This window comes from Lacimonas salitolerans, from assembly GCF_042677865.1.
GTDB classification, from domain to species: domain Bacteria; phylum Pseudomonadota; class Alphaproteobacteria; order Rhodobacterales; family Rhodobacteraceae; genus Lutimaribacter; species Lutimaribacter salitolerans.
In genome coordinates this window covers 100833-123373 of record NZ_JBHUDD010000043.1, presented here as the reverse complement: position 1 = coordinate 123373, position 22541 = coordinate 100833, and the positions used below count along the sequence as shown (strand labels likewise).

The following is a 22541-nucleotide window of genomic DNA, read 5'->3' as shown; positions in this document are numbered from 1 at the left end:
AACTGGTCGCGGTGGCGACGCGAGCATCAAGTCGCTGCCGCCATCGCACATCGAAAGACTCGCCATAATGCGCAACTGTAGTAATAACGCATGTTTCGCCATTTCGCAGTCGCGCTGACCATTGCCGTCGCCAGCCCCGCCGGGGCCTTTGTCGCCGAGAACCACCACCGGGTGAACGCACTATCGGGCGGTACTACGTTCGAGGTGATCGGCCGTGCCGGGTCTGGTCCGGCGGATTACTTCTGTGCTGCATCGCATTATGCGCAGGCGGTCGTCGGCGCGCCGGTCGCCGCGCGCGTATCGGTGCAACGCGCTTACGGCCCCAGCCAGACCGCACCGGGCGCGCGGGCGGTGTCGTTCACCGTTGACGACGGGTCGGGTCGCAGGCCGGGCCAGAACAGGAACTATTCGCTGTCGGTCGACGAACCGGGGTTCAACCTGTCCATCGGCATGGCGCGCAGTTTCTGCGACGATGACCTGCCCGAGTGGTTGTGGTGATTGCCAGCCCCGCCCGGTGCGTGCAGTCTGCGAGACATGCAGACGACCTTTGAGATCGTGACCCGAGGTGCGGGGCTGTACGAGTTCACCCGCGATGTGGCGGCGTGGGTCACGGGAACCGGTCTGCTGACCCTGATGATCCGTCACACCTCGGCCAGTCTGCTGATCCAGGGGAACGCCGATCCCGGGGTGCAGACGGATCTGATGGCATATTTCCAGCGGTTGGTGCCGCCCTCGGATCACCCATCGATGGCCTATCTGACGCACACGCAGGAAGGGCCCGATGACATGCCCGCCCATATCAAGGCTGCGTTGCTGCCCGTCAGCCTGCAAATCCCGGTTCAGGACGGGAGGATGCGACTGGGCACTTGGCAGGGGATCTATCTGTTCGAACACCGGAAAGCGCCGCACATCCGGCAGGTCGCGGCGCATCTTTCGCAGGGCTGAACCGCGATTTTGCGCGCACGCTGCGCCCTCTCGGACGCCTTGCATCTGCCACCACGACCTATGTGTTGCGGTTGCATTTCCCCCCTACCCAAAACTTGGGCGCTGTCCTATAGTGGCTGTGGATAAGTGGGGGCACACCCACAGGACCGAGGCAGAGACAGAAGATAAGGGGAACGGCAATGCGCTGCCCGTTTTGCGGAAACATAGATACGCAGGTCAAGGATTCACGCCCTGCCGAGGATCACGTCTCGATCCGGCGACGGCGGTTTTGCCCGGCCTGCGGCGGGCGGTTCACCACGTACGAACGCGTGCAGCTGCGCGATCTGGTGGTGATAAAGACCAGCGGCCGGCGTGAGGATTTCGACCGTGACAAGCTGGAACGCTCGATCCGCATCTCGATGCAGAAGCGCCCCGTCGACCCCGAGCGGATCGACCAGATGATCAGCGGCATCGTGCGCCGGCTGGAAAGCATGGGCGAGACCGACATCCCCTCGAAGGTGATCGGCGAGATCGTCATGGAAACCCTCGCGCGGATCGACACGGTGGCCTATGTGCGCTTTGCCAGTGTCTACAAGAACTTTCAGGCGGCGGATGATTTCGACAAATTCGTGAGCGAGCTGCGGCCCGACGTGGCCCCCGAGACGTGAGCGCAGCACACGACGCGCGGTTCATGGCGCTGGCCCTGTCGCTGGGGCGGCGCGCGCAGGGCAATGCCTGGCCCAATCCGGCGGTGGGCTGTGTGGTGGTCCGCGAGGGACGGATCGTCGGGCGCGGCTGGACCGCCCCGGGCGGGCGGCCCCATGCCGAGCCGCAGGCGCTGGCGCAGGCTGGTTCAGCGGCGCATGGGTCGACCGTCTATGTCACGCTGGAACCCTGTGCCCATCACGGTCAGACCCCGCCCTGCGCCGAGGCGCTGATCGATGCGGGCGTGGCGCGGATTGTCGTTGGGGTCGAGGATACGGACCCGCGCGTGGCAGGGCGTGGGTTGGCGATGCTGCGCCGTGCCGGGATCGAGGTTGTGACCGGCGTGCTGGCCGACCGGGTCGTGCAGGATCTGGCCGGGTTTCGCCTGACACGCGCGCAGGGGCGGCCCTGGGTCACTCTGAAGCTGGCCAGCAGTTTTGACGGGCGGATCGCGACGGCCACCGGCGAAAGCCAGTGGATCACCGGGCCTGCAGCCCGGCGCGAGGTGCATGCCATGCGGATGCGCCACGATGCGGTCATGGTGGGGGCCGGCACGGCGCGCGCCGATGACCCCATGCTGACCGTGCGCGGCATGGGCAATGTGCGCCAGCCGGTGCGCGTGGTGGTGTCGCGCAGGCTGGATCTTCCGCTGTCGTCGCAACTGGCGCGCACCGCGCGCACGGTCCCCTTGTGGCTGTGTCACGGCCCCGACGCGGATGGCCCGCTGGCGCAGGCTTGGGACGGGATCGGCGCAAGACGGGTGCAGTGCGCGGTGACGGGCGGGCAATTGGATCCGGGGTCGGTTCTGCGCGCGCTGGCCGTTGCCGGGCTGACGCGGGTATTCTGCGAAGGCGGCGGTGCGCTGGCGGCATCGCTTCTGGGGGCCGGGCTGGTGGACGAGCTGGTGGGGTTTTCCGCCGGTCTGGTGATCGGGGCCGAAGGTCATCCCGCAGTGGGCGTGCTGGGTCTGGGCCGGTTGGCCGAGGCCCCTCGCTTCGATCTTGTCGAAACGCGCGATCTGGGGGGCGATGTGCTGCATCGCTGGCATCGACGCCAGGGCGGTTCGCCCGTTGCAGAAGCGGCGGTCGGTCAGGGAAGCCCTGCAGGATAAAGGACCATGCCCTGCCTCTCAGAACTCAACGCCGCCAGAGATGCGCCTGACTGGCCAGCAGACCCTGAAGTTTTGACAACAGCCGCAGGCGGACCGAAGGGTCGGGCAGGGTGCCGCTGGTCAGTCGGTGTGCCACCACCTCGACCGGGCAGGGCAGGCCGGTGACCGGATCGCGGTAGCGCGGATAATCGATCAGGGTCGCATGCACCAGTGCCAGCAGATCGGGTCGCGCGCTGCGGCGTGGCAGTTCGGGGCCAAGGTGGTGCGTGAGGCCCCATCCCGCATAGAACGGCGCGCCAAGGGTGACGACGCGCACTCCGCGCAACAGCGCCTCGAAGCCCAGCAGCGACGTCATCGTCCAGACCTCGTCCACATGGGGCAGGATCGTCGCCGGATCGGTCTGGTCCAGCACGCGATCGGCGAGCCCCACAAGATCGACGGGGGCGATGTTGCCACGGCGCAACCCGGCCTCGACATCGGGGTGGGGCTTGTACAGGATCACCGCATCGGGATTGGCCGCGCGCGCGGCCTGCAACAGCGCGCGGTTGGTGCGAACGGTATCGGTGCCGAAGCGGATCGAGGCGTCATCCTCGACCTGTCCCGGAACAAGGATCAGCCGACCGCTCGGCAGATCGGTACCCTGCCTGCCCAGATTATACTTGCTCAACCCGGCGTCAGTGATGAGGCGTATCAGCGCCTGCGCGCGCGCCTCCTGATCGGGGCGCAGCGGCGTGCGGGCAGCGATCAGCCGTTCCAGACGGCTTTCGCGCGTGGGATCATAGTAGATGCCCAGATCGTCGCAGACCAGCGACAGCGGCGGCACCAGTTGCGCGCCAAGGCCGCGTGAACGCAGGAAACCGTCCTCGATGCGGGTGGCCGTGTCATTTGGGGTGGCGGTGCTGGCCCAGACCATGCGGCGCGCGCCTCTGCGTTTGGCCAGCGATTGCGCGCGGGCCGGATCGTCGGCAAAGCGCACGCCCTTGGCCGCGCCGAAAAACCCCTGTATCGCGCTGCGTTTCCAAAGTCGCATGCCGCTGGCGACCCAGCCGTGGCGATCCTGCCGCCATGCCAGCGCCTGCGCCTCGATCGTGTCGATCACCTCCTCCAGCTTGCAGAGCCGGTCGTGGAAGGGATCGTACCAGACCGGATAGAGCATCATCGCGCCGACAAAAAGCTGCGCGCGGGTCAGGCGGCGGGTGCGGCGGGGGATTTCGTGCAGGTCGTCGGTCAGACCCCAGCCGGCGTAGAACGGCCTGCCAAAGACGCGCGGGCGGTGGCCTGCAAGGATCGCCTCGAATCCCATCTGCGAGGAGACGGTGTAGACGCCGATCGCCCCCTCCATCAGCGCCCAGGGGCTGACCGGGTCGGCCAGCAGGCTGGTGCGGTCGTCCAGATCGACCTGCCCGAAATAGCCCGCGCGATGCCCTGCGGCGGTTTCGGGATGGGTCTTGATCACGATGCGCGCACCGGGGTTTTCATCGCGGGCACAGAACAGCATCTCGCGAAAGCTGTTGGCATCGGCCATCCCTTGGCTGACCGAGGCATCGTCGCGGGTCTGGTCCACCACCAGCACGTAACCGGGATCGGGCAGCGATGCGTCCGGGTCGGTGGCGGCATATTTGCTCAGATGCGCCTCGGCCATCCGCGCGATGCAGCCCCGCGCGCGGGTCAGCAGGGCGGCGTCGTCCAGCGGATCATCCAGCAGCAGCCGTTCCAGATCCGAGGGCTGCCGGGGGTCGAAATGCATGCCGGAATGGTCGATCACCAGCCCGAGGGGCGGCTCGCCCGAGCGGCCCGGATGCAGGCTGCGCAGAAACGCATCCTCGATCCGCACCAAGGCGGCGCCTGTGGAACGGGCGACGGCCTCGCCCCGCGCGGCATAGGGCGAATGGCCCCAGACACCCACGAGGTCATCCGGCCCCGGCTTGCCCAGTGTCGGCTGGTAGCCCGCCAGTTGCAGGATGCGGCGCACACGTTTCTGGGTCAGAAAACCGGCGTTGAAATGGAAAAGCCGCCGGGGGGGTGCCCCGGCGGCCTGTCCGGCGTTCATGTGGTCCGGCATCGCGGATCAGTCGCCCGCGGCGCTGCTGAGGGTGTTCACCGTGTTGAGCGACCCGGTCAGAGCGGAAATGCCCTTGTTCCACTGGTTGAACGGCGCTTCGGTCACATACAGCGTGTCGTCGTCGCGGATCGAGAAATCGCGCGCCATGAACATGCCGTTGGGCTGGGTCAGGTCCAGCACGTAGACCATGCGCTGCGCGCCTTGCAGGTCGTCGCGGCCCAGCACCGAGTTGGCGATTTCCGCCGGTTCGTTGCGCAGCACGAACACGCCGGTGGGATCGGCCGCATTGGCCAGCAGGCCACCGACCTGGGCAATCGCCTCGATCGCGCTTAGGGTCTGGGATTCGAACGGCACCCGCGACTGGCTGCCGGTGGCCCCGAGCGCGGTAAAGGCACGGGTGTCCTCCTCGACAAGAATACGGTCACCGGCGCGCAGAGCGATATCGAACCGGGGGTGTTTGTACAGGTCCTGGAACCAGACCTTCGATCGTTGATCGCCCCGGATCACGGTGATCTGTGCGATCTCGGGCTCGATTGCGACGCCACCGGCCTGTGCCAGCATCGCGGCCAGCGTGCGTGTCGGACGTTCGATCGGATAGACACCCTGACCGCCCACCGCACCGACGATGGACACGGTTGCGCCGTCGCCTGCAAGGCGGCGCACCTCGACCTGGGGTTCGGGTGTCTGATCCTGCAGCCGTTCTGTGATGATGCGGCGCAGCGCCTCGGGGCTGTTGCCCGCGGCGCGGACGCGACCGGCGTAAGGCACGAAAATGAAGCCGCTGCCGTCCACCTGCACCTCTTCGAGCACGGTGGCGTTGACGCCTTGGCCCGCAAGCAGGCCGTCATCGACATTTTCCCAGATCGTCAGGCCCAGCGTGTCGCCGGGGCTGATCGTGTCAGACCCGATCACGCCCGCCGACTTGACTTCTCGGTAAAGCCCAGGGCGGGGACCACCGATGTGGCGCGGGTGACGCGGTCATTGACCGATACGATAAAGGCGTCGCCTTCGCGCAGGACCGATCCGGCAAAGATTTCACGTTTGTTGGGGCCGACGCGCGGCAGGGCTGCGCAAGAGGCGACAACTGACACGGCAACAGCCAATGCGACGGACTTCGCCCATCGGGATGTTTGGGGTTTCACTGCTCGGTCTCCTCGACCTGTTTTTGTTCTGCCTCGGTATTTTTTCCTCAACCTAGCCGGGCTTACGGGAAAAATCCAGCCTTTCGCGCAAAGGGCTGTGCGGGGGCTGGATGCAGTGTTGCGCCTGTGCCGCGCATGGGCCCGGCGGGTCAGGCTTCAGGTGACGACGCGCAATTGCTGGCGCGGGGCGGCGGTGCCGGATTTCAGCGCGTCATAGGGGTCTTCGCCCGACAGCATCATGTCGACCACCTGACGCAGCAACTGCCGCCGCCCGCGCGCGGAATAGAACCCGCCCGGCACCTGGCTGGTTTCCAGCAGGTAACGGCGGTAATCCTTGTACGCCTTGCGATCCGGGCGCGCAGGTTGCGCAAAGAACTGCGCCAGCGGCTGGGCCGAGACGAAATCGGGCTTGGCATAGACCGCATCGCCAAACACCTTGAGCGGGATGCCGCGCCACAGCACCTGCTGGGCGGCGGTGGAATTCACCGTGACGGCCGAGCGCGCATCGTTGAGCAGTTCGGCCAGCTTGCCGCCGCGCACGTAATGCACGCGGGCTGCCACGCCGGCCTGTTCGGCCAGCCGCCGGATCTCGGTGCGCACGGGCACGCGCCCGTTTTCCAGGGGATGGGCCTTTATCACAAGGTGATGGTGACCGGGCGCGCCTTCGGCGAAGCCCTGGATCACCAGATCCAGAAACTCGGTCATCGTGGAAAACGGCGAATGCATCTGGAAACTGCTGTCGTGTTCAAGCTGCAGCAGCGCCAGATGATAGGGGAAGCCGCCATTGCGGATGCGGCGCGTGGCGATGCGGCGTTCGATGTTATGGGCGGGCATCAGCAGCAACCGGCGCAGATAGAGCTGGAATTCCTTGGTCACCGGCAGGTCGCGATGCGGCTGGAAGTTGTTGTAGGCGCCGTTCCGGAACATGACGAACCAGTGATACAACGCGCCATAGAATATGTGCTGGCGCATGTCGCCCCAATGCGCGGGCGGCACCGGCGTGTCCATGTCGGACTGGGCCAACGCCTTGCGCATCTGCGGCACCGTGGTGTGCATCAGCCGCGAATGACCGTTCGCGCCGCCGCGTTCGTAGGTGACCCAGTAGGGGCGCAGGTATCCTTCCTCGAACACATGCACGGTCAGGTTCAGCGCGCGGGCGCGGGTGACGGCATCGGCGTGGATCTGTCGCGTGTCGCCGTAAAGCACGATATCGGTGACGTTTTTTTCGGCCACGATCTGCGCGAAGCGGTCGGGCCAGTCCTCGGCCCGGTCGCCGTATGGGATGTAGCTGGCCGGATCGAACCAGAAGGCGCGATCCCCGGCGTTGAACCCCACGCGCCAGACCTGCGCGCCGGTCAGACGCAGCATCCGCCCCAACCGGTGGAAAAACGGCCCGTGCGGCCCTTGGAGGAACAGAAAAACCCTGGTGTCCGGCGCGGTTGCTGTCATGTCATGCCATTGATTTGGGTCGGAACATGCGTCGTCTTAGCGCGCGCTTCGGGCAAGAATAAGGCAAAAAATGCGCCCGCTTGCCTTGGGCGGCAGGCCCCGCTAGGTCAGGAACAGCACAAGCACAGGGAGCCGGGGCATGTTCACGGGCATCATCACCGATATCGGACGGGTGGCACAGTTGCAGCGGCGCGGTGATCTGCGCGTGCGCATCGACACGGGGTATGACATGGCGCGGGTCGATCTGGGCGCCTCCATCGCCTGCGACGGGGTCTGCCTGACCGTGGTGGAAAAGGGCGCGGGATGGTTCGACGTGGACATCAGCGCCGAAAGCGTGTCGAAAACCAACATCAACGGCTGGACCGAGGGCACGCGGATCAACCTGGAACGCGCGCTCAAGGTCGGCGACGAGTTGGGCGGCCACATCGTGTCGGGCCATGTGGACGGCGTGGCCGAGGTCGTGGGGGTGCGCGACGAGGGCGACAGCACCCGCGTGACATTGCGTGCGCCCGTCGCGCTGGCGCGATTCATCGCGCCCAAGGGATCGGTCGCGCTGAACGGCACATCGCTGACCGTGAACGAGGTCGATGGCTGCGATTTCGGGATCAACTTCATCCCGCACACCAAGGAGGCGACGACCTGGGGCGACGTGGCGTTGGGCGACCGCATCAACCTGGAGATCGATACCCTGGCGCGCTACGTGGCACGGCTGGCCGAGTTTTCCTGAGACTGTCCTAATCCGGCGGTGTCGCTGGCGCGACGCCGAGTATCTCGGCCCGTTCCGGGCCTCGGGGTTGGGGGGCGCTGCCCCCGTCGCCCCGAGGGGCGACTCCCCCGGAGTTTGTTCGGCAAGATGAAGATGATCTTGTGTTTTCGGTAGAACCCTGTCTGATCGGCGCATGACGAAGCTGGTTTTGCTGCACAAGCCCGGATCGCCCTATGATGATGAGCCGGATGCCGTCTATGATTTCCCACGCGCCTATCTTCGGGCCGTGGAAGAGGCGATGGGCGATTGGGTGATCTATTACGAGCCGGTCAAGGCCGGTCATCGGGGCTATTTCGCGGTGGCGCGGATATCGCGGGTGATCGAGAAGCCGGGTGTGCCCGGACGATACCTTGCGCTGATTGAGCCGGGCAGCTTCCTGCCCTTTGATGTCGATGTGCCGCGCTTGGCGCATGGCCGCCCGATGGAGCGGGCGCTGTCCGAACCGGATGGAACACCAAAAAGAGGCGGGGTGGTGCAATCGGCGGTGCGGCGTCTGCCCGAGGACGAGTTCGCGGCGATCGTGAACGTGGGATTGCCGGAGGATTTGGAGGAGATCGAGGCGCGCCGCTATGATCCTGCCCGATCGGAGGTGGATGAGCCAGCCGCGGCGTTCGAGCGACCGGTGGTCGAGCGGCTGATGCGGCGGCCCTATCGCGATGTGGCTTTTCGACGAAGGGTGCGCGCGGCCTATGGGTATCGCTGTGCCATGTCGGGATTGCGCTTGCGCAATGGTGGTGGGCGGCCCGAGGTGCAGGCTGCGCATATTCGCCCGGTCTTGCACGGCGGCAGTGACGCGGTGCGCAACGGCCTGGCTTTGTCGGGCACGCTGCACTGGATGTTCGACCGGGGTTTGATCTCGGTCGCGGAGGATTGCGAAACCATCTTGGTGTCGCGCAACAAGGTGCCCGACGAGGTCGCGAATCGGTTGATCCGACCGGGCTGCAGGCTGCTGTTGCCAAGCGATCCTCGCGATGCGCCGCATCCGAACAACCTGAGATGGCACCGGGAAAACGTGTTCGGTCAGGGGATCGACGGTAGCGATCTGCCTTGGGGGTAGGGTGGGCTTCAGCAGTTGGGCACGTTGACGGCCAGCCCGCCAAGGGCGGTTTCCTTGTACTTCTCGTGCATGTCCGCGCCGGTCTGGCGCATCGTCTCGATCGCGGCATCGAGCGGGACAAAATGCTGCCCGTCGCCGCGCAGGGCCAGCGAGGCGGCGCTGACAGCCTTGATTGCGCCCAGACCGTTGCGCTCGATGCAGGGCACCTGCACCAGCCCCCTGACCGGGTCGCAGGTCATGCCAAGGTGATGTTCCAGCGCGATTTCGGCGGCGTTCTCGATTTGCTCGGGCGTGCCGCCCAGAACCGCGCAGAGCCCGGCGGCGGCCATGGCGGCGGCGCTGCCCACCTCGGCCTGACAGCCGGCCTCGGCGCCAGAGATCGAGGCGTTGTATTTCACCAGCCCGCCGATGGCGGCGGCGGTCAGCAGGAATTCGGGCACGCGCGCGGCGCTGGCCCCCGGCACATGGTCCAGCCAGTAGCGCATCACTGCCGGCATCACACCCGCCGCCCCGTTCGTGGGGGCGGTGACGACCTGACCGCCGGCGGCGTTTTCTTCGTTCACGGCCATCGCATAGGTGCTGATCCAGTCGTTGATCACATGCGGCGCGGTCAGGTTGCGCCCGCGTTCTTCGAGCAATTGGTCATGAATGGCGCGGGCGCGGCGGCGGACGTTAAGGCCGCCGGGCAGGATGCCCTGACCTTCCAGACCGCGATCGATGCAGCCGTTCATCACCTGCCAGATCCGGGCGATGCCGCTGTCCAGACCGGTGCTGCCGTTGCGGCTGATTTCATTGGCGCGTTTCATGGCGGCGATGGACAGGCCAGACCGGGCGGCCATTTCCAGCATCTCGGCGGCGGATTTGAACGGGTAGGGCACCGCCGGGCCGTCCTGCGTGGCCTTGCCCGCCGCAAGCTCATCCGCGGTCAGCACGAAGCCGCCCCCGACGGAATAGTAGGTTTCGCGCAGGATCACGTCGCCCTGCGCATCGGTGGCCATCACGACCATGCCATTGGCATGGCCGGGCAGCGGCGGGCCGTAGTCGAAAAGCAGATCGCTGCCGGGGTCAAAGCGCAGCGGCGGCAGGTCCGGTGCGTCGATCACGTGGCGTTCGTGGATATCGGCCAGCGTGGCCTCGGCCAGGTCGGGGTCATAGCTGTGGGGGGCAAAGCCTGCCAGGCCAAGGATCGTGGCGCGGTCGGTGGCATGGCCCACGCCGGTGAACGCCAGACTGCCATGCAGCGAGGCGCGCAGCCCGTGGGCGGTGAAGGGGGCGGCGCGCAGGGTATCCAGAAACCGGCCGGCCGCCACCATCGGCCCCATCGTGTGCGACGAGGACGGGCCGATCCCGATCTTGAACATCTCGAATACGGACAGGAACATGGCGGTCCTCTTGCGGTGCGGTCGCGTCAGGATGGGGCAGGGGCCGCCTGGTTGCAAACCGGAAACGGTGATCGCCTACCCGGACCAAGGGTGTGCCGGGCGGCCGCAGAGTATGCAGGACGACGCAGGGCGCAGTCAGTCGTTGTCGATTTGTTCACGATTGCCGGTCTAGGGTCGAGCCTGAAGGGAAAAGGCATGGCAGACCGCAGCTTTCTGGCGCTGGGAATATCCGACCTGATCGTGTCGGGACCGGACCCTTTTGACTCGAACTCGCGGCGCGAGACAGATGCGTTCAACCAGACCACTTTGCGATTGGCACCGGGGGTCGAGTGGACGCGGATCACGATGACCGACGATGATCCCGAGCTTGAGGATGGCGACGGGGCACAGGAGCTGACCGTGCCGGCAACCTTCAACGGCAATGGCTACACTGTGGGCCAGAGTATCGAGATTGAGTACAGTTACCTGATCCGCCCCTTCGGTTCGACAGATCCGGCCACCTTTATCACCATCTATGTGCTTGAGTTCGGAACGCAGGTGCAGGGGATAACCACCAGCCAGCGGCTGTCGGAAAACGTCACCTATCAGATCATCGACGGAGGCAGCAACGATCCCAAGGTTTTATATACCGATCTGGTGGTGTGCTTCACGCCCGGTGTCGAAATCGCAACGCCGCGCGGGCCCGTGGCGGTGCAGGCGCTGCGCCCCGGGGATCGGGTCTGTACCGTGGACAACGGGCCGCAGCCGCTGGTCTGGATCGGGGGGCAGGTGGCGCGTGGTGTCGGTGCGGCGATGCCGGTCGCGGTTTCGCGCGGCGTTCTGGGCAATGCGCGCGATCTGTTGTTGTCGCCCCAGCACCGGGTGATTGCGCCGCGTGCTCTGGGGCTGGGTGCGGATGTGCTGGTGCCGGTCAAGGCCCTGGTGGGGCTGCCGGGAGTATGCTTTGCGCCTTACCGTCAGGTGGCGTATCTGCACCTGCTGTTTGACGCGCACCAGCTGCTTCTGGCAGAGGGCGCGCCGGTCGAGAGTTTTCTGCCCGGGCCGCAGGCGCTGAAATCCCTGCCCAGAACCGACAGGCAAAAGGTTTCGTCGCTGTTCCCGACGCTGGGGCAGCGATGCTGGGCTGCGGCGCGGCCAACACTGCGTCCGGGGAAGGTGCGGCGCCAGCTGATGTGGTCAGCACACCGTGCAGGCGGTGTGATGTAGCGGACGCGCGAGGGCGCATTGCCCCTACCAAGGCGGCAGATCAGCCCGTATAAGGCGCCAAAGCTGCAAAGGAGTCGCCCCATGACCGGAGATTTGTCGCCCATCGACAAGGCCAAGTTCGTCGCCGCCAAACGTGCTGTGGATTTCGTCGAGGACGGAATGCGCGTGGGATTGGGAACGGGCAGCACGGCGGCCTGGATGGTGCGCTGCCTGGGCGAGATGGTGCGCGAGGACGGGCTGAAAATCCGTGGCGTGCCGACATCGACCCGCACCGCCGCGCTGGCGCGCGAGGTCGGGATCGAGGTGATCAGCCTCGACGAGGCCCGCTGGCTGGACCTGACCATCGACGGGGCGGACGAGTTCGATGCCGACCTGAACCTGATCAAGGGCGGCGGCGGGGCGCTGTTGCAGGAAAAGATCGTGGCGACCGCCAGCGACCAGATGATCGTGATCGCCGACGTGGGCAAGGAGGTCGAGAGCCTCGGGGCCTTTCCGCTGCCGATCGAGGTGATCCCGTTCGGCTGGCAGACGTCCAAGGCACTGGTTGAGGACATGCTGATCTCGATGGATGTGCTGGGCCGCAGCGTGACGCTGCGGATGAATGGCGACTCACCTTTCGTGACAGATGAGGGCAACCATATCCTTGATCTGCACCTCAACCGCATCGGCAACGCGCGGCAACTGGCGATGGTGCTGAACCAGGTGCCGGGTGTCGTGGAGAACGGGCTGTTCATCGACATCTGCGATATCGTGATCGTGGGCTATGGCGATGGCCGGGTGGAAACCCGCGACATCAACGAAGGCACGGTCGAGACGGACCGGCTGGATTTCATCGAAAGCGAGAACCTGTTCGCCGACCTTGATTGAGGTCGCGTAGGGTGGGTGCCAACCCACCATTCGTCCGCCCCGAGACAGTGAAAGGTGGGTTGGCACCCACCCTACGGCTATGGCTTTCCGCGCCCCGGTATGAAATACCATGCGGCAACAACGGCACAGGGGTGATTTCGTGGATTTCGACTATGATCTTTTCGTGATTGGCGGCGGTTCGGGCGGGGTGCGCGCGGCCCGTGTCGCGGCGCAGACCGGGGCGAAGGTCGCGTTGGCCGAGGTCGATCGTTACGGCGGCACCTGCGTGCAGCGCGGCTGCGTGCCCAAGAAGCTGATGGTGTTTGCCAGCGAATATCCCGGCGCGGTCGAGGATGCGCGCGCCTATGGCTGGGACACGAAACTGGGTGACTTCAGCTGGGAGCGGTTCAAGACCCGGCTGCATGCCGAACTGGACCGGCTGGAAGGCGTGTATCGCAAGATCCTTGGAAACAACGACGTGCAGACCTTTGATGCGCGGGCGAAACTGGCCGATCCGCATACGGTCGAGCTGTCGGATGGCACCCGCCTCAGCGCGCGCCACATCCTGCTGGCGGTGGGGGGCTGGCCCGTCCTGCCAGAGGTCAAGGGCGCCGAGCTTGGCATCACCTCGAACGAGATATTTCACCTCGACAAGCTGCCCGAGCGAATCCTGATCGTGGGCGGTGGCTATATCGCCTGCGAGTTCGCCTGCATCCTGAACGGGCTGGGGGTCGAGGTGACGCAGTTCTATCGCGGCGCGCAGATCCTGCGCGGCTTCGACGAAGAGGCGCGGGGCCTGATCTCGGAGGAGATGCAGCAGAACGGTGTCAATCTGCACCTGGGCACCGATATCATCGAGATGTCGAAGGATGGCGACGGGATTCGCGTCAAGGCCACCAATGGCTCCGAGGAGCGGTTCGATCAGGTCATGTTCGCCACCGGGCGCCGCCCGAATACCGCCGATATGGGGCTGGAAGAGGTCGGCGTGACACTGGGCCGCAACGGCGCGGTCGAGGTGGATGAGTACAGCCAGACCAGCGTGCCATCTGTCTATGCCGTGGGCGATGTGACCGACCGGCTGAACCTGACGCCGGTGGCCATCCGCGAGGGCATGGCCTTTGTCGAGACGGTGTTCCGCGGCAACCCGACGCCGGTCGATCACGCGCTTGTGCCGACCGCGATCTTTACCCAGCCCGAGATGGGCACGGTTGGCCTAAGCGAGGAAGAGGCAAGGGAAAACGGCCCGATCGAGGTCTACTGCACCTCTTTCAAACCCATGCGCGAGGCCTTTGCGGGGCGGGCGCAGCGGGTTTTGATGAAGCTGATCGTCTGTGCCGACACCCGCCGGGTTCTGGGCTGTCATATCGTCGCGCCCGGCGCGGGCGAAATGATCCAGATGGTCGGCATCGCGGTCAAGATGGGGGCCACGAAGGAGCAGTTCGACGCGACATGCGCCGTGCATCCCACCATGGCCGAGGAACTGGTAACCATGCGAGAGCCGGTCAGGACGGCTTGAATTTTTGCCCGTACCGCACAGGTATTACGCAGACAAAGAAACACGACCACGAAAGGGAAAGCAGGTAGATGGCTGGACATTCTGGCGGCCCATGGGGCGGCGGCGGAAACAGGGGGGGCGATGATGACGGTCGCCGCGGACAAAACGGGGGTGGCGGTCGCCGCCCCGAGGATAACGGCCCCCAGATCCCGGAAATCGACGAGTTAATGAACAAGGGACGCGAGCAGCTTCGCGTTCTTATGGGGGGCCGCGGAAACGGCGGCACCGGAGGATCGGGCGGCGATCCGGGCGGCCCGCAGTTTGGCAGGGGCACGTGGATCATCGGCGGCGCGCTGGTGCTGGGCCTCTGGGCTTTCTCCAGCTTTTATACCGTGAAACCTGAAGAACAATCCGTCGAACTGTTCCTCGGGGCTTATTCGGCAACCGGGAATCCCGGTCTGAACTTTGCGCCATGGCCGCTTGTTACCTACGACGTCGTGAACGTCACATCCGAGCGGACCGAGAACATCGGCGTGCGCCGGGGCGGCACCAACGACGGCCTGATGCTGACCACCGATGCCAATATCGTGGATATCGAGTTTCAGGTGGTCTGGAACATCTCTGACCCGGCAAAGGTGCTGTTCAACATCCGCGATCCGCAACTGACCGTTCAGGCGGTGTCGGAATCGGTGATGCGCGAGATCATCGCGGCCAGCAACCTGTCTCCGATCCTGAACCGGGATCGCGGGCTGATCGCGGATACCGCGCTGGCGAATATCCAGACGACGCTGGACGAATACGACAGCGGTATCAACATCGTCCGTGTGAACCTTGACAAGGCCGACCCGCCGCCGGCGGTGATCGATGCCTTCCGCGAGGTGCAGGCCGCCGAACAGGAACGCGACCGCCTGCAGCGTCAGGCCGACGCCTATGCCAACCGGGTGCTCGCCGAGGCGCGCGGCCAGGGGGCTCAGATCCTTGAAGAATCCGAAGGGTATCGCGCACGGGTCGTGAACGAGGCCATCGGTGAGGCCAGCCGCTTTGTCGCGGTGGCGCAGGAATTCAACGCCGCGCCCGAAGTGACGCAGCGCCGCCTGTACCTGGAGACCGTCGAGCGGACGCTTGGCAATGTCGACAAGATCCTGCTGGACGACAACATGGGCGCGGGTGGCAATGGCGTGCTGCCCTATCTTCCGCTCAACGAACTGCGCCGTGGCAACTCGGGAGGGTCGAACTGATGCGGAAAACCGCTTTTCTTATCCCGGCGATCGTAGCGCTGGCTGTCATCGCGTTTTCATCGCTGTTCATCGTGGACGAGCGTGAAAAGGTTCTGGTACTGCAATTCGGTCAGATCAAGCAGGTGCGCGAGGAACCCGGACTGGGTTTCAAGATTCCGCTGATCCAAGAGGTTGTCCGCTATGACGCGCGCATCCTGTCGCTCGATACCGACACGATCGAGGTGACACCGTCGGATGATCGCCGTCTTGTGGTCGATGCCTTTGCCCGCTACCGTATCCGCGACGTGGTGCAGTTTCGGCAGGCCGTCGGCATCGGCGGCACCCGTGCCGCCGAGGACCGTCTGTCGTCGATCCTGAATGCCCAGATTCGTGAGGTTCTGGGTTCGGATCAGGTGACGTCCAACACCATCCTGTCGGACCAGCGACGCGAACTGGCGGTGCGCATCCGTGCGCAGGCCCGCAGCAGCGCCGAGGGTCTGGGGCTTGAGGTGGTCGATGTGCGCCTGAAACAGACCAACCTGCCGCAGCAGAATCTCGAGGCAACCTTTGCCCGGATGCGCGCCGAGCGTGAACGCGAGGCCGCCGACGAGATCGCCCGCGGTAACGAGGCGGCACAGCGCGTACGCGCCGCCGCAGACCGGACCGTGGTTGAAACCGTGTCCCAAGCCGAGCGTGAGGCGGAAATCCGTCGCGGTGAAGCTGATGCCGAACGTAACAGCATCTTTGCACAGGCCTATGGCGGGAACCCCGAGTTCTTTCGGTTCTACCGCTCGATGGCCGCGTTCGAACGCAGCTTGAACAGCGATACCTCGACCGTGGTTCTGACGCCGGGCAGTGATTTCGTGTCGTCTATGTTCGACGCGGTGCGCGCCGACGGGTTGCTGGCCGAGACCGAGGGCACGCTGACCGCCGAGGAGCTGCGCGAACTGGCACCGCAAAGCGAGATCTCCGAGGACCTGCCGCCCGAAGCGCGGGAGCAACTCGAGCGCAGCAACGAGGAAATCGAGCAGCGCGCGACCCCGGACGAAGAAACGCAATGATCGAAACCGCATTTCTGGCTCTCGGGCTGGTTCTGATCGTGGAGGGGCTGGCCTATGCGCTGGCCCCTTCTCTTGTCGAGCAGATGCTCGAGATGCTGCGCAGCCTGCCCGAATCCGTCCGGCGCAACGTCGGTCTTGTGGCGATGGCGCTGGGTGTGGTGTTTGTCTGGGTTGCCAAGACATTGGGCGCCTGAACGCGCGCATCACGGGGCTGTCACGGCCTGTCACGCGGCTTTGACGTGCTGACATGGCCCTTTGTATTGCAAGGCAGGCATCCTATGTTGATGGTGACTCCAGTGAAAACAGGTAACCCAGAGGAGAAACTGGCGTGACCAGCAGAGCCCAGACCCTTACCAGAACCAACCCCGCCCCGACTTTTCACCCGGCCCTTCGCATCATGTGGATGGCCCTGCTGGCAGTGCTTTTCATGCTGGCGCAGGCGATTGCCGCGCAGGCGCGCATGCCCGAAAGCTTTGCCGACCTGGCCGAAAAGATCAGCCCGGCGGTGGTGAACATCACCACATCGACCACCGTGGCGCGGCCCGGTGGCCCCAACCCGATCGTGCCCGAAGGCAGCCCTTTCGAGGAATTCTTTCGTGAATTCCGCGACCGTCAGGGCGAAGGCGACAGACCCCGGCGCAGTTCGGCCCTTGGCTCGGGTTTCGTGATCTCCGAGGACGGGTTCATCGTGACGAACAACCACGTGATCGAAAGTGCCGATGAAATCCTGATCGAGTTCTACCCCGGTGCCGGTCAGCCGGCGGACGAGCTGGTGGCCAAGGTGATCGGCACCGACCCGAACACCGACATTGCCCTGCTGAAGGTCGAGGCGGATCAGCCGCTGAAATATGTCAGCTTCGGCGACAGCAACGCGATGCGCGTCGGCGATTGGGTCGTGGCCATGGGCAACCCGCTGGGGCAGGGATTCTCGGTTTCTGCCGGGATCGTGTCGGCCAACAACCGTGCGTTGCGCGGGTCCTATGACGATTACATCCAGACCGATGCGGCGATCAACCGGGGCAACTCGGGCGGGCCGCTGTTCAATCTGGATGGCGAGGTGATCGGCGTGAACACCGCGATCCTGTCGCCCACCGGCGGCTCGATCGGGATCGGCTTTGCCATGTCGGCCAATGTCGTCACGAACGTCGTCGATCAGTTGAAGGAATACGGCGAAACCCGTCGCGGGTGGCTTGGCGTGCGCATTCAGGACGTGACGCCGGACATGGTCGATGCGATCGACGGTCTGGATACGGCCCGTGGCGCGATGGTCACGGATGTGCCCGATGGTCCTGCGAAGGATGCCGGCATGGTGCAGGGGGATGTCATCCTCAGCTTTGACGGGTTCGAGGTTGGCGATACGCGCAGCCTGGTGCGCACCGTCGGCAACACCGCCGTCGGCAAGGCCGTTCGCGTGGTCGTGCTGCGCAATGGCAAGACCGAAACCCTGCGCGTGACCCTGGGCCGCCGCGAAGAAGCCGAAGGCGCCGTGCCCGCCGCACAGCCGTCCGAGCCCGAAGAGCCCGCGATGACCGACATGATGGGCCTGACCCTGTCCCCTGTCACCGACAGCCTGCGCGATGACATGGACCTGGACAGCCGCATCACCGGGCTTGTGGTGATGGAAGTCGATGAAACCTCGGAAGCCTTTGAAAAGGGTCTTCGCGCGGGTGACGTGATCACCGAGGCCGGGCAGCAAAAGCTGGCCAGCGTCAGCGATCTGGAAGACCAGGTCGAGGCCGCGCGTGAGGCCGGGCGCAAATCCGTGCTACTGCTGGTGCGGCGCGCGGGCGATCCGCGCTTTGTGGCGCTGTCGCTGGACGAATGACCCGCCGATCATGACCTTGCGAAAGGGCGCCCCAGCCGGGCGCCCTTTTTCATTTGCGCTCTTGCGGTGTCTGCATGGTGTAATGTAATAACATTACATTCAATGCCAGAGGAGACCGTCATGACCGTCCAAGATACCCGCCTGCCTGTCACTGTCCTGTCCGGTTTTCTGGGGGCGGGCAAGACAACCCTCCTGACCGATATCCTGAACAACCGCGCCGGGCTGCGGGTGGCCGTGATCGTCAACGACATGGCAGAGGTGAACATCGACGCCGATCTGCTGCGCGAGGGCACCAGCCTCAGCCAGTCCGAGGAAACGCTCGTCGAGATGTCCAACGGCTGCATCTGCTGCACCCTGCGCGACGATCTGCTGCAAGAGGTGCGCGCGCTGGCCGAGGCGGGGCGGTTCGACTATCTGCTGATCGAATCCAGCGGCATATCCGAGCCGTTGCCGGTCGCCACGACCTTTGAATTCCGCGACGAGGCCGGGCAAAGCCTGTCGGATGTGGCGCGGCTGGACACGATGGTAACGGTGGTCGATGCCGCCAACCTGCTGAATGATTACGCCAGCCACGATTTCCTGACCGATCGCGGCGAGTCGCTGGGCGAGGGCGACGACCGCACGCTGGTGCATCTGCTGACCGACCAGATCGAATTTGCCGATGTGATCGTGCTGAACAAGGCGGGCACGGCAGGCCCCGACCGGCTGGATGCGGCGCGCAAGATCGTGCGCGCCCTGAACCCCGATGCGCGGCTGATCGAGACCGATTTCGCCCGCGTTGATCCGCATGACGTGCTGGGCACCGGGCTGTTTGATTTCGACCGCGCGCATGATCATCCGATGTGGGCCAAAGAGCTGTATGGCTTTGCCGATCACGTGCCCGAGACCGAGGAATACGGCGTCAGCCATTTCACCTACCGCGCGCGGCGTCCGTTTGATCCGGCCCGGCTGCACAAGGTGCTGAACGGTCCGCTGCCCGGGGTGATCCGCGCCAAGGGGCATTTCTGGGTCGCCACGCGCCCCGACTGGGTGGCGGAATTCAGTCTCGCGGGTGCGCTGTCCTCGGTCGGGCCGCTGGGCACGTGGTGGGCGGCTGTCCCGCGTGACCGCTGGCCCGACGCGCCACATGCGCATGACTATGTCACCCGTCACTGGGCCGAGCCGTGGGGCGACCGGCGGCAGGAACTGGTGTTCATCGGTGCGGGGCTGGACAGGGCAGCGATCACCGCCGCGCTGGATGCTTGCCTGCTGGGCACCGAAGGTGGCGGGCTGAACCCGGCATGGGCCGACCTGCCCGATCCGTTTCCGCTCTGGCGCAGGGCGGCGGCATGAGCGTCGCCGAGGTTGCCCGGACCCCGATGTTGCCCGGTCTGGCGGTCACGGACACGCCCGAGGGGCTGTCCCTGATCCGCCGCGCCGATGCGGCGGCGGCGATCTGGACGCGCGCGCCCCTGCCTGCGTTCCAGCGCTGGCTGGATGATCTGCCGAGTGATCAGTTGCCGCGCGGACGGGTGATCCTGCGGCCCCATGCGGTGCCCGACATGCTGACCGCGCTGTGCGAACAGGTGGGCACGCCGCCCGGGCCGCATCGCCAGCGCCTGATCGAGGACATCGTAGCGCTGTCGGACATCTTTGCCACCACCATGGGGGCGCAGGTCTTGCAGTTGCGGCTGGATGTGGTCGGGACAGATGCGTGCCGCAAGTTCCACGTCGACATGCTGCGCGCGCGGCTGATCTGCACCTATCGCGGCCCCGGCACGCAATACGGGCTGGCCCGGCAGGGCAATGACCCGGCGCAAATCCACGACCTGCCCACGGGGTCGGCCATGGTGATGCGCGGACGGCTGTGGCCGCCGCAGCCCGATACAGGCTTTGTGCATCGCTCGCCGCCCATTGCGGGTACGGGGCAGGTGCGGCTGGTTCTGGTGCTGGACCCGGTGGACGATCCGGACGACCAGCCATGACCGGCAACCTTGGCCAGACACCGCTGCGCCGCCGGGGCCGGGCACGACCCGTGATGCACGAGTTCGACCGCCTGCCCGGGCCGCTGCGGCGGTGGCTGGCGCAGGCGGTGCTGCCGTGGAGCCTGCGCTCGGCCCGGCGCATCTATCTGCGGGAACTGGAACGCGCAGGCGATGCGGCACGTGCGCTGGAGCGCCTGTCGCGGATCGAGGCGCAGATGCTGGCGCGCGATGCTCAGAACGGGCGCAGCTTTGGCCGGGTCGACGACAGCGGCTTGCAATAGGACTGCCCGCGCAGCCAGCGCGCCATATCCTCGCGCTTGGCCTGTGACCGCAGCGGCCCCCAGTCGGCGGCCACCCCGCGCCAGCGCGTGTCCCGCAGCGCGATCGCGCGGTCGCGCGGCACCGTCACGGCCATGATCCGCAAGGCGCAGCTCAAATTCGACGGCCCGTGTTTCAGCGCCTCGCCGCTGCGCGCCCGGCAGCCGTAGCCGCGCGCGGTGGCGGGCAGGATCTGCAACAGGCCAAACCAGCGCCCGCCGCCGCCCACGGCATCGGCGCGCCAGGTGCTTTCGTGCCGGGCCAGCGCCGACAGAAACCCGACCCAGAACTGCGCGCGCCGTTTGTCGTCAGCCTGCCGATAGGCCGGGCACCAGTCGTCGATGTCGCGCGGCACCACGCTGACCAGCGCCGCGCCATGGCCCCCCAGCGCCGACAGCGCCGAGCGGGTCCACAGGGCGTGACCCTGCCGGTGTTCCCACCTTGTGCGGGGCAGGTCGCTGTCGCGCGCGGGCGGGCGCGGCAGTGCCTCGGCGCCTCGCTGGTCGGCGGTCTGGGCCATGGCCAGACCGGGCAGTATCAGCACGAACAGGATCACGCGTATCAACATGGTTTGACCATGCGCCCAAACTGCATCGGCGCGCAATGACCTGCGTGCCGCAATTCGGCTGGATGATTCCGTGCAAACTCCGCTCCTGCGCCACGTTTCGGCCTGAAAGTGCGGGCTTGCTGGCTGGCATGCCAAAGCGGACTGCCATGACACGTTCCCTCACATATCCTCTGACCCGTCTGGGTCTTGGCCTGCGCCTCTTGCGACAGGTGCCACGCTGGCGTCGCGCCACGGATGCGGCGATGGCGCAGCGCTATGTCGGGGCGGTGTCGATCCCGGTGGTCGAACAGACCGAGGAAGAGGCGCAGGGCCTGCGCCTGCGCAAACGCGGGCAGTTCCTGGCACGGCAGGAGCGGTGGCAGGACCTGGGTGCCGAGATCCGCCGCCATGACAGCGCCCGCCGCGCCACGCCGGGTGGCAGTGCTCTTGCCGATTTGCTGGCCTATGGCGCGCGCGCCGATGTGGTGCGCCCGATCGAAGCCGCGCTTGCCGATCCCGGCCTGATGGCCGCCCATGCCCCGCGCGCCGGGCTGAGCGCGCTTGAGGGCGTGCTGGCGGAGCATGCCGACGATTACGGCGTCGCCCTGGTGGTGGCCCATGCTCATATCGACATCGGCTGGGCCTGGCGCGGGCAGGGCTGGCGCACCGAGGTACCCGACCGGCACCGGCAGGCTTTTCAACGGCATTTCGACCGTGCAGGCGAGATTCTGGACAGATTTGACGCCTTTGGTCTGGACAGCCCCGCGCTGGCCGCCGCGCGCTGCGCCCTGCTGCCTGCCAGCCCCGAACCGCAATCGCGGGTGGCCGATGACTACGAGGATCTGATCGACCTCGACCCCGGCAACCCGCGCCACATGCGCGGGCTTGGCAACCATCTGCTGCCGCGCTGGTTCGGCGACTATGACCAACTGGAGCTTGAGGCGCGGCGCAGCGCGGCGCGCACAGGCGATATCTGGGGGGCGGGGGCCTATACATGGGTGCATCTGGATGCGCTGACGGTCGATCCCGGCGCGTTCCTGCGGCTGGATGTGCCGTTCTTCGTGGACGGGATGCGCGATATCCTGACACGCCGCCCCGATGAGCATGTGGCCAACCTGTGGGCGGCGTTCTGCGCCGTCACGCTGGCCCAGCCGCGCTATGATGCCGCCCCGATCGCGCCTGCGGTGCGGCAGGTGCGCAGCGCGCTAGACTGGATCCTGCGCGACCACCTGACCGAGGTGCACCCGCTGGTCTGGGGGATCGCCGCGCGCCCCGGCCAGGCCAGCGGTACGCGCGAGGACATGGCGCGGCTGGGGAGGGACTTTGCGCTGGCGCGGATCGCGCGGCATTTCGACCGCGACCTGCGCCGCGGCATGCGCGTGGTCTGGGACAGCACCGGCCCGCATCTGGAACGTGCCGAGGGCTGACCGTGCCCGGTGCCCCCTTGCCCCTGTCGCGGCCCTG

21 protein-coding genes and 1 pseudogene are annotated in these 22541 nt (G+C 66.0%); 17 read left to right on the top strand and 5 right to left on the bottom strand.

Annotated elements, in window-relative coordinates:
• The first annotated feature begins 90 nt into the window (after positions 1-90).
• From ACFTOW_RS06750 to ribD, 4 genes are all read left to right on the top strand, one after another.
• Positions 91-498: a hypothetical protein gene (locus ACFTOW_RS06750; RefSeq protein WP_379914296.1), complete on the top strand. Its 408-nt coding sequence runs from the start codon at positions 91-93 to the stop codon at positions 496-498.
• Positions 499-534: 36 nt separating this feature from the next.
• Positions 535-945: a secondary thiamine-phosphate synthase enzyme YjbQ gene (locus ACFTOW_RS06745; protein WP_379914295.1), complete on the top strand. Its 411-nt coding sequence runs from the start codon at positions 535-537 to the stop codon at positions 943-945.
• 179 nt (positions 946-1124) lie between these two features.
• Positions 1125-1592, top strand: a complete 468-nt coding sequence (gene nrdR, locus ACFTOW_RS06740) for a transcriptional regulator NrdR (RefSeq protein ID WP_024811753.1) — start codon at positions 1125-1127, stop codon at positions 1590-1592.
• 23 nt (positions 1593-1615) lie between these two features.
• The gene (ribD, locus tag ACFTOW_RS06735) at positions 1616-2740 is read left to right on the top strand and encodes a bifunctional diaminohydroxyphosphoribosylaminopyrimidine deaminase/5-amino-6-(5-phosphoribosylamino)uracil reductase RibD (protein ID WP_379914299.1); all 1125 of its coding nucleotides are present in this window, start codon (positions 1616-1618) and stop codon (positions 2738-2740) included.
• Between the two features lie 25 nt (positions 2741-2765).
• Here ribD and ACFTOW_RS06730 read toward each other — a convergent pair whose 3' ends face one another.
• The 3 genes and pseudogenes from ACFTOW_RS06730 to ACFTOW_RS06720 form a co-directional block, all read right to left on the bottom strand.
• A complete protein-coding gene (locus tag ACFTOW_RS06730) occupies positions 2766-4790 on the bottom strand; it encodes a capsular polysaccharide biosynthesis protein (protein ID WP_379914294.1) in 2025 nt (674 codons plus the stop codon).
• 18 nt (positions 4791-4808) lie between these two features.
• A pseudogene (locus tag ACFTOW_RS06725) lies at positions 4809-5944 on the bottom strand (polysaccharide biosynthesis/export family protein).
• Positions 5945-6100: 156 nt separating this feature from the next.
• Positions 6101-7393: a capsule biosynthesis protein gene (locus ACFTOW_RS06720; RefSeq protein ID WP_379914293.1), complete on the bottom strand. Its 1293-nt coding sequence runs from the start codon at positions 7391-7393 to the stop codon at positions 6101-6103.
• A gap of 139 nt (positions 7394-7532) precedes the next feature.
• On the opposite strand from ACFTOW_RS06720, the gene ACFTOW_RS06715 reads away from it, so the two are divergent.
• Both ACFTOW_RS06715 and ACFTOW_RS06710 read left to right on the top strand, forming a co-directional pair.
• Positions 7533-8120: a riboflavin synthase gene (locus ACFTOW_RS06715; protein WP_379914292.1), complete on the top strand. Its 588-nt coding sequence runs from the start codon at positions 7533-7535 to the stop codon at positions 8118-8120.
• A gap of 172 nt (positions 8121-8292) precedes the next feature.
• Entirely contained in the window at positions 8293-9216 is a 924-nt protein-coding gene (locus ACFTOW_RS06710) for an HNH endonuclease (protein ID WP_379914291.1), read from the top strand.
• An 8-nt stretch (positions 9217-9224) separates the two neighbouring features.
• Here ACFTOW_RS06710 and ACFTOW_RS06705 read toward each other — a convergent pair whose 3' ends face one another.
• Entirely contained in the window at positions 9225-10598 is a 1374-nt protein-coding gene (locus ACFTOW_RS06705; RefSeq protein ID WP_379914290.1) for an L-serine ammonia-lyase, read from the bottom strand.
• Between the two features lie 195 nt (positions 10599-10793).
• Between ACFTOW_RS06705 and ACFTOW_RS06700 the strand changes: the two genes are divergently transcribed.
• The 10 genes from ACFTOW_RS06700 to ACFTOW_RS06655 all read left to right on the top strand — a co-directional run bounded on the left by ACFTOW_RS06700 (position 10794) and on the right by ACFTOW_RS06655 (position 20493).
• Positions 10794-11804 carry a Hint domain-containing protein gene (locus tag ACFTOW_RS06700; RefSeq protein ID WP_379914289.1) on the top strand — a complete coding sequence of 337 codons (1011 nt, stop codon included), beginning with the start codon at positions 10794-10796 and terminating at the stop codon, positions 11802-11804.
• Between the two features lie 81 nt (positions 11805-11885).
• Entirely contained in the window at positions 11886-12671 is a 786-nt protein-coding gene (gene rpiA, locus ACFTOW_RS06695) for a ribose-5-phosphate isomerase RpiA (RefSeq protein WP_379914288.1), read from the top strand.
• 139 nt (positions 12672-12810) lie between these two features.
• Positions 12811-14166, top strand: a complete 1356-nt coding sequence (gene gor, locus ACFTOW_RS06690; RefSeq protein WP_379914287.1) for a glutathione-disulfide reductase — start codon at positions 12811-12813, stop codon at positions 14164-14166.
• A 68-nt stretch (positions 14167-14234) separates the two neighbouring features.
• Positions 14235-15383 carry an FtsH protease activity modulator HflK gene (hflK, locus tag ACFTOW_RS06685; RefSeq protein ID WP_379914286.1) on the top strand — a complete coding sequence of 383 codons (1149 nt, stop codon included), beginning with the start codon at positions 14235-14237 and terminating at the stop codon, positions 15381-15383.
• Entirely contained in the window at positions 15383-16423 is a 1041-nt protein-coding gene (gene hflC, locus ACFTOW_RS06680; protein ID WP_379914285.1) for a protease modulator HflC, read from the top strand. Before hflK ends, hflC begins: the two co-directional genes overlap by 1 nt.
• Positions 16420-16617, top strand: coding sequence for a DUF2065 domain-containing protein (locus ACFTOW_RS06675; protein WP_379914284.1), 198 nt, complete (start codon positions 16420-16422; stop codon positions 16615-16617). The genes hflC and ACFTOW_RS06675 overlap by 4 nt, the downstream gene beginning before the upstream one ends.
• A 209-nt stretch (positions 16618-16826) precedes the next feature.
• A complete protein-coding gene (locus ACFTOW_RS06670; RefSeq protein ID WP_379914283.1) occupies positions 16827-18248 on the top strand; it encodes a Do family serine endopeptidase in 1422 nt (473 codons plus the stop codon).
• A 120-nt stretch (positions 18249-18368) separates the two neighbouring features.
• Positions 18369-19580 carry a GTP-binding protein gene (locus ACFTOW_RS06665; RefSeq protein ID WP_379914282.1) on the top strand — a complete coding sequence of 404 codons (1212 nt, stop codon included), beginning with the start codon at positions 18369-18371 and terminating at the stop codon, positions 19578-19580.
• Positions 19577-20212, top strand: coding sequence for a DUF1826 domain-containing protein (locus ACFTOW_RS06660; protein ID WP_379914281.1), 636 nt, complete (start codon positions 19577-19579; stop codon positions 20210-20212). The genes ACFTOW_RS06665 and ACFTOW_RS06660 overlap by 4 nt, the downstream gene beginning before the upstream one ends.
• Entirely contained in the window at positions 20209-20493 is a 285-nt protein-coding gene (locus tag ACFTOW_RS06655) for a DUF6525 family protein (protein WP_379914280.1), read from the top strand. The genes ACFTOW_RS06660 and ACFTOW_RS06655 overlap by 4 nt, the downstream gene beginning before the upstream one ends.
• On the opposite strand, the gene ACFTOW_RS06650 is transcribed toward ACFTOW_RS06655, so the two are convergent.
• The gene (locus ACFTOW_RS06650; protein ID WP_379914279.1) at positions 20445-21098 is read right to left on the bottom strand and encodes a transglycosylase SLT domain-containing protein; all 654 of its coding nucleotides are present in this window, start codon (positions 21096-21098) and stop codon (positions 20445-20447) included. The genes ACFTOW_RS06655 and ACFTOW_RS06650 overlap by 49 nt on opposite strands.
• Positions 21099-21244: 146 nt before the next feature.
• Here ACFTOW_RS06650 and ACFTOW_RS06645 point away from each other — a divergent pair, with 146 nt between their 5' ends.
• Positions 21245-22504: a hypothetical protein gene (locus ACFTOW_RS06645; protein ID WP_379914278.1), complete on the top strand. Its 1260-nt coding sequence runs from the start codon at positions 21245-21247 to the stop codon at positions 22502-22504.
• The last annotated feature ends 37 nt before the right edge of the window (positions 22505-22541 follow it).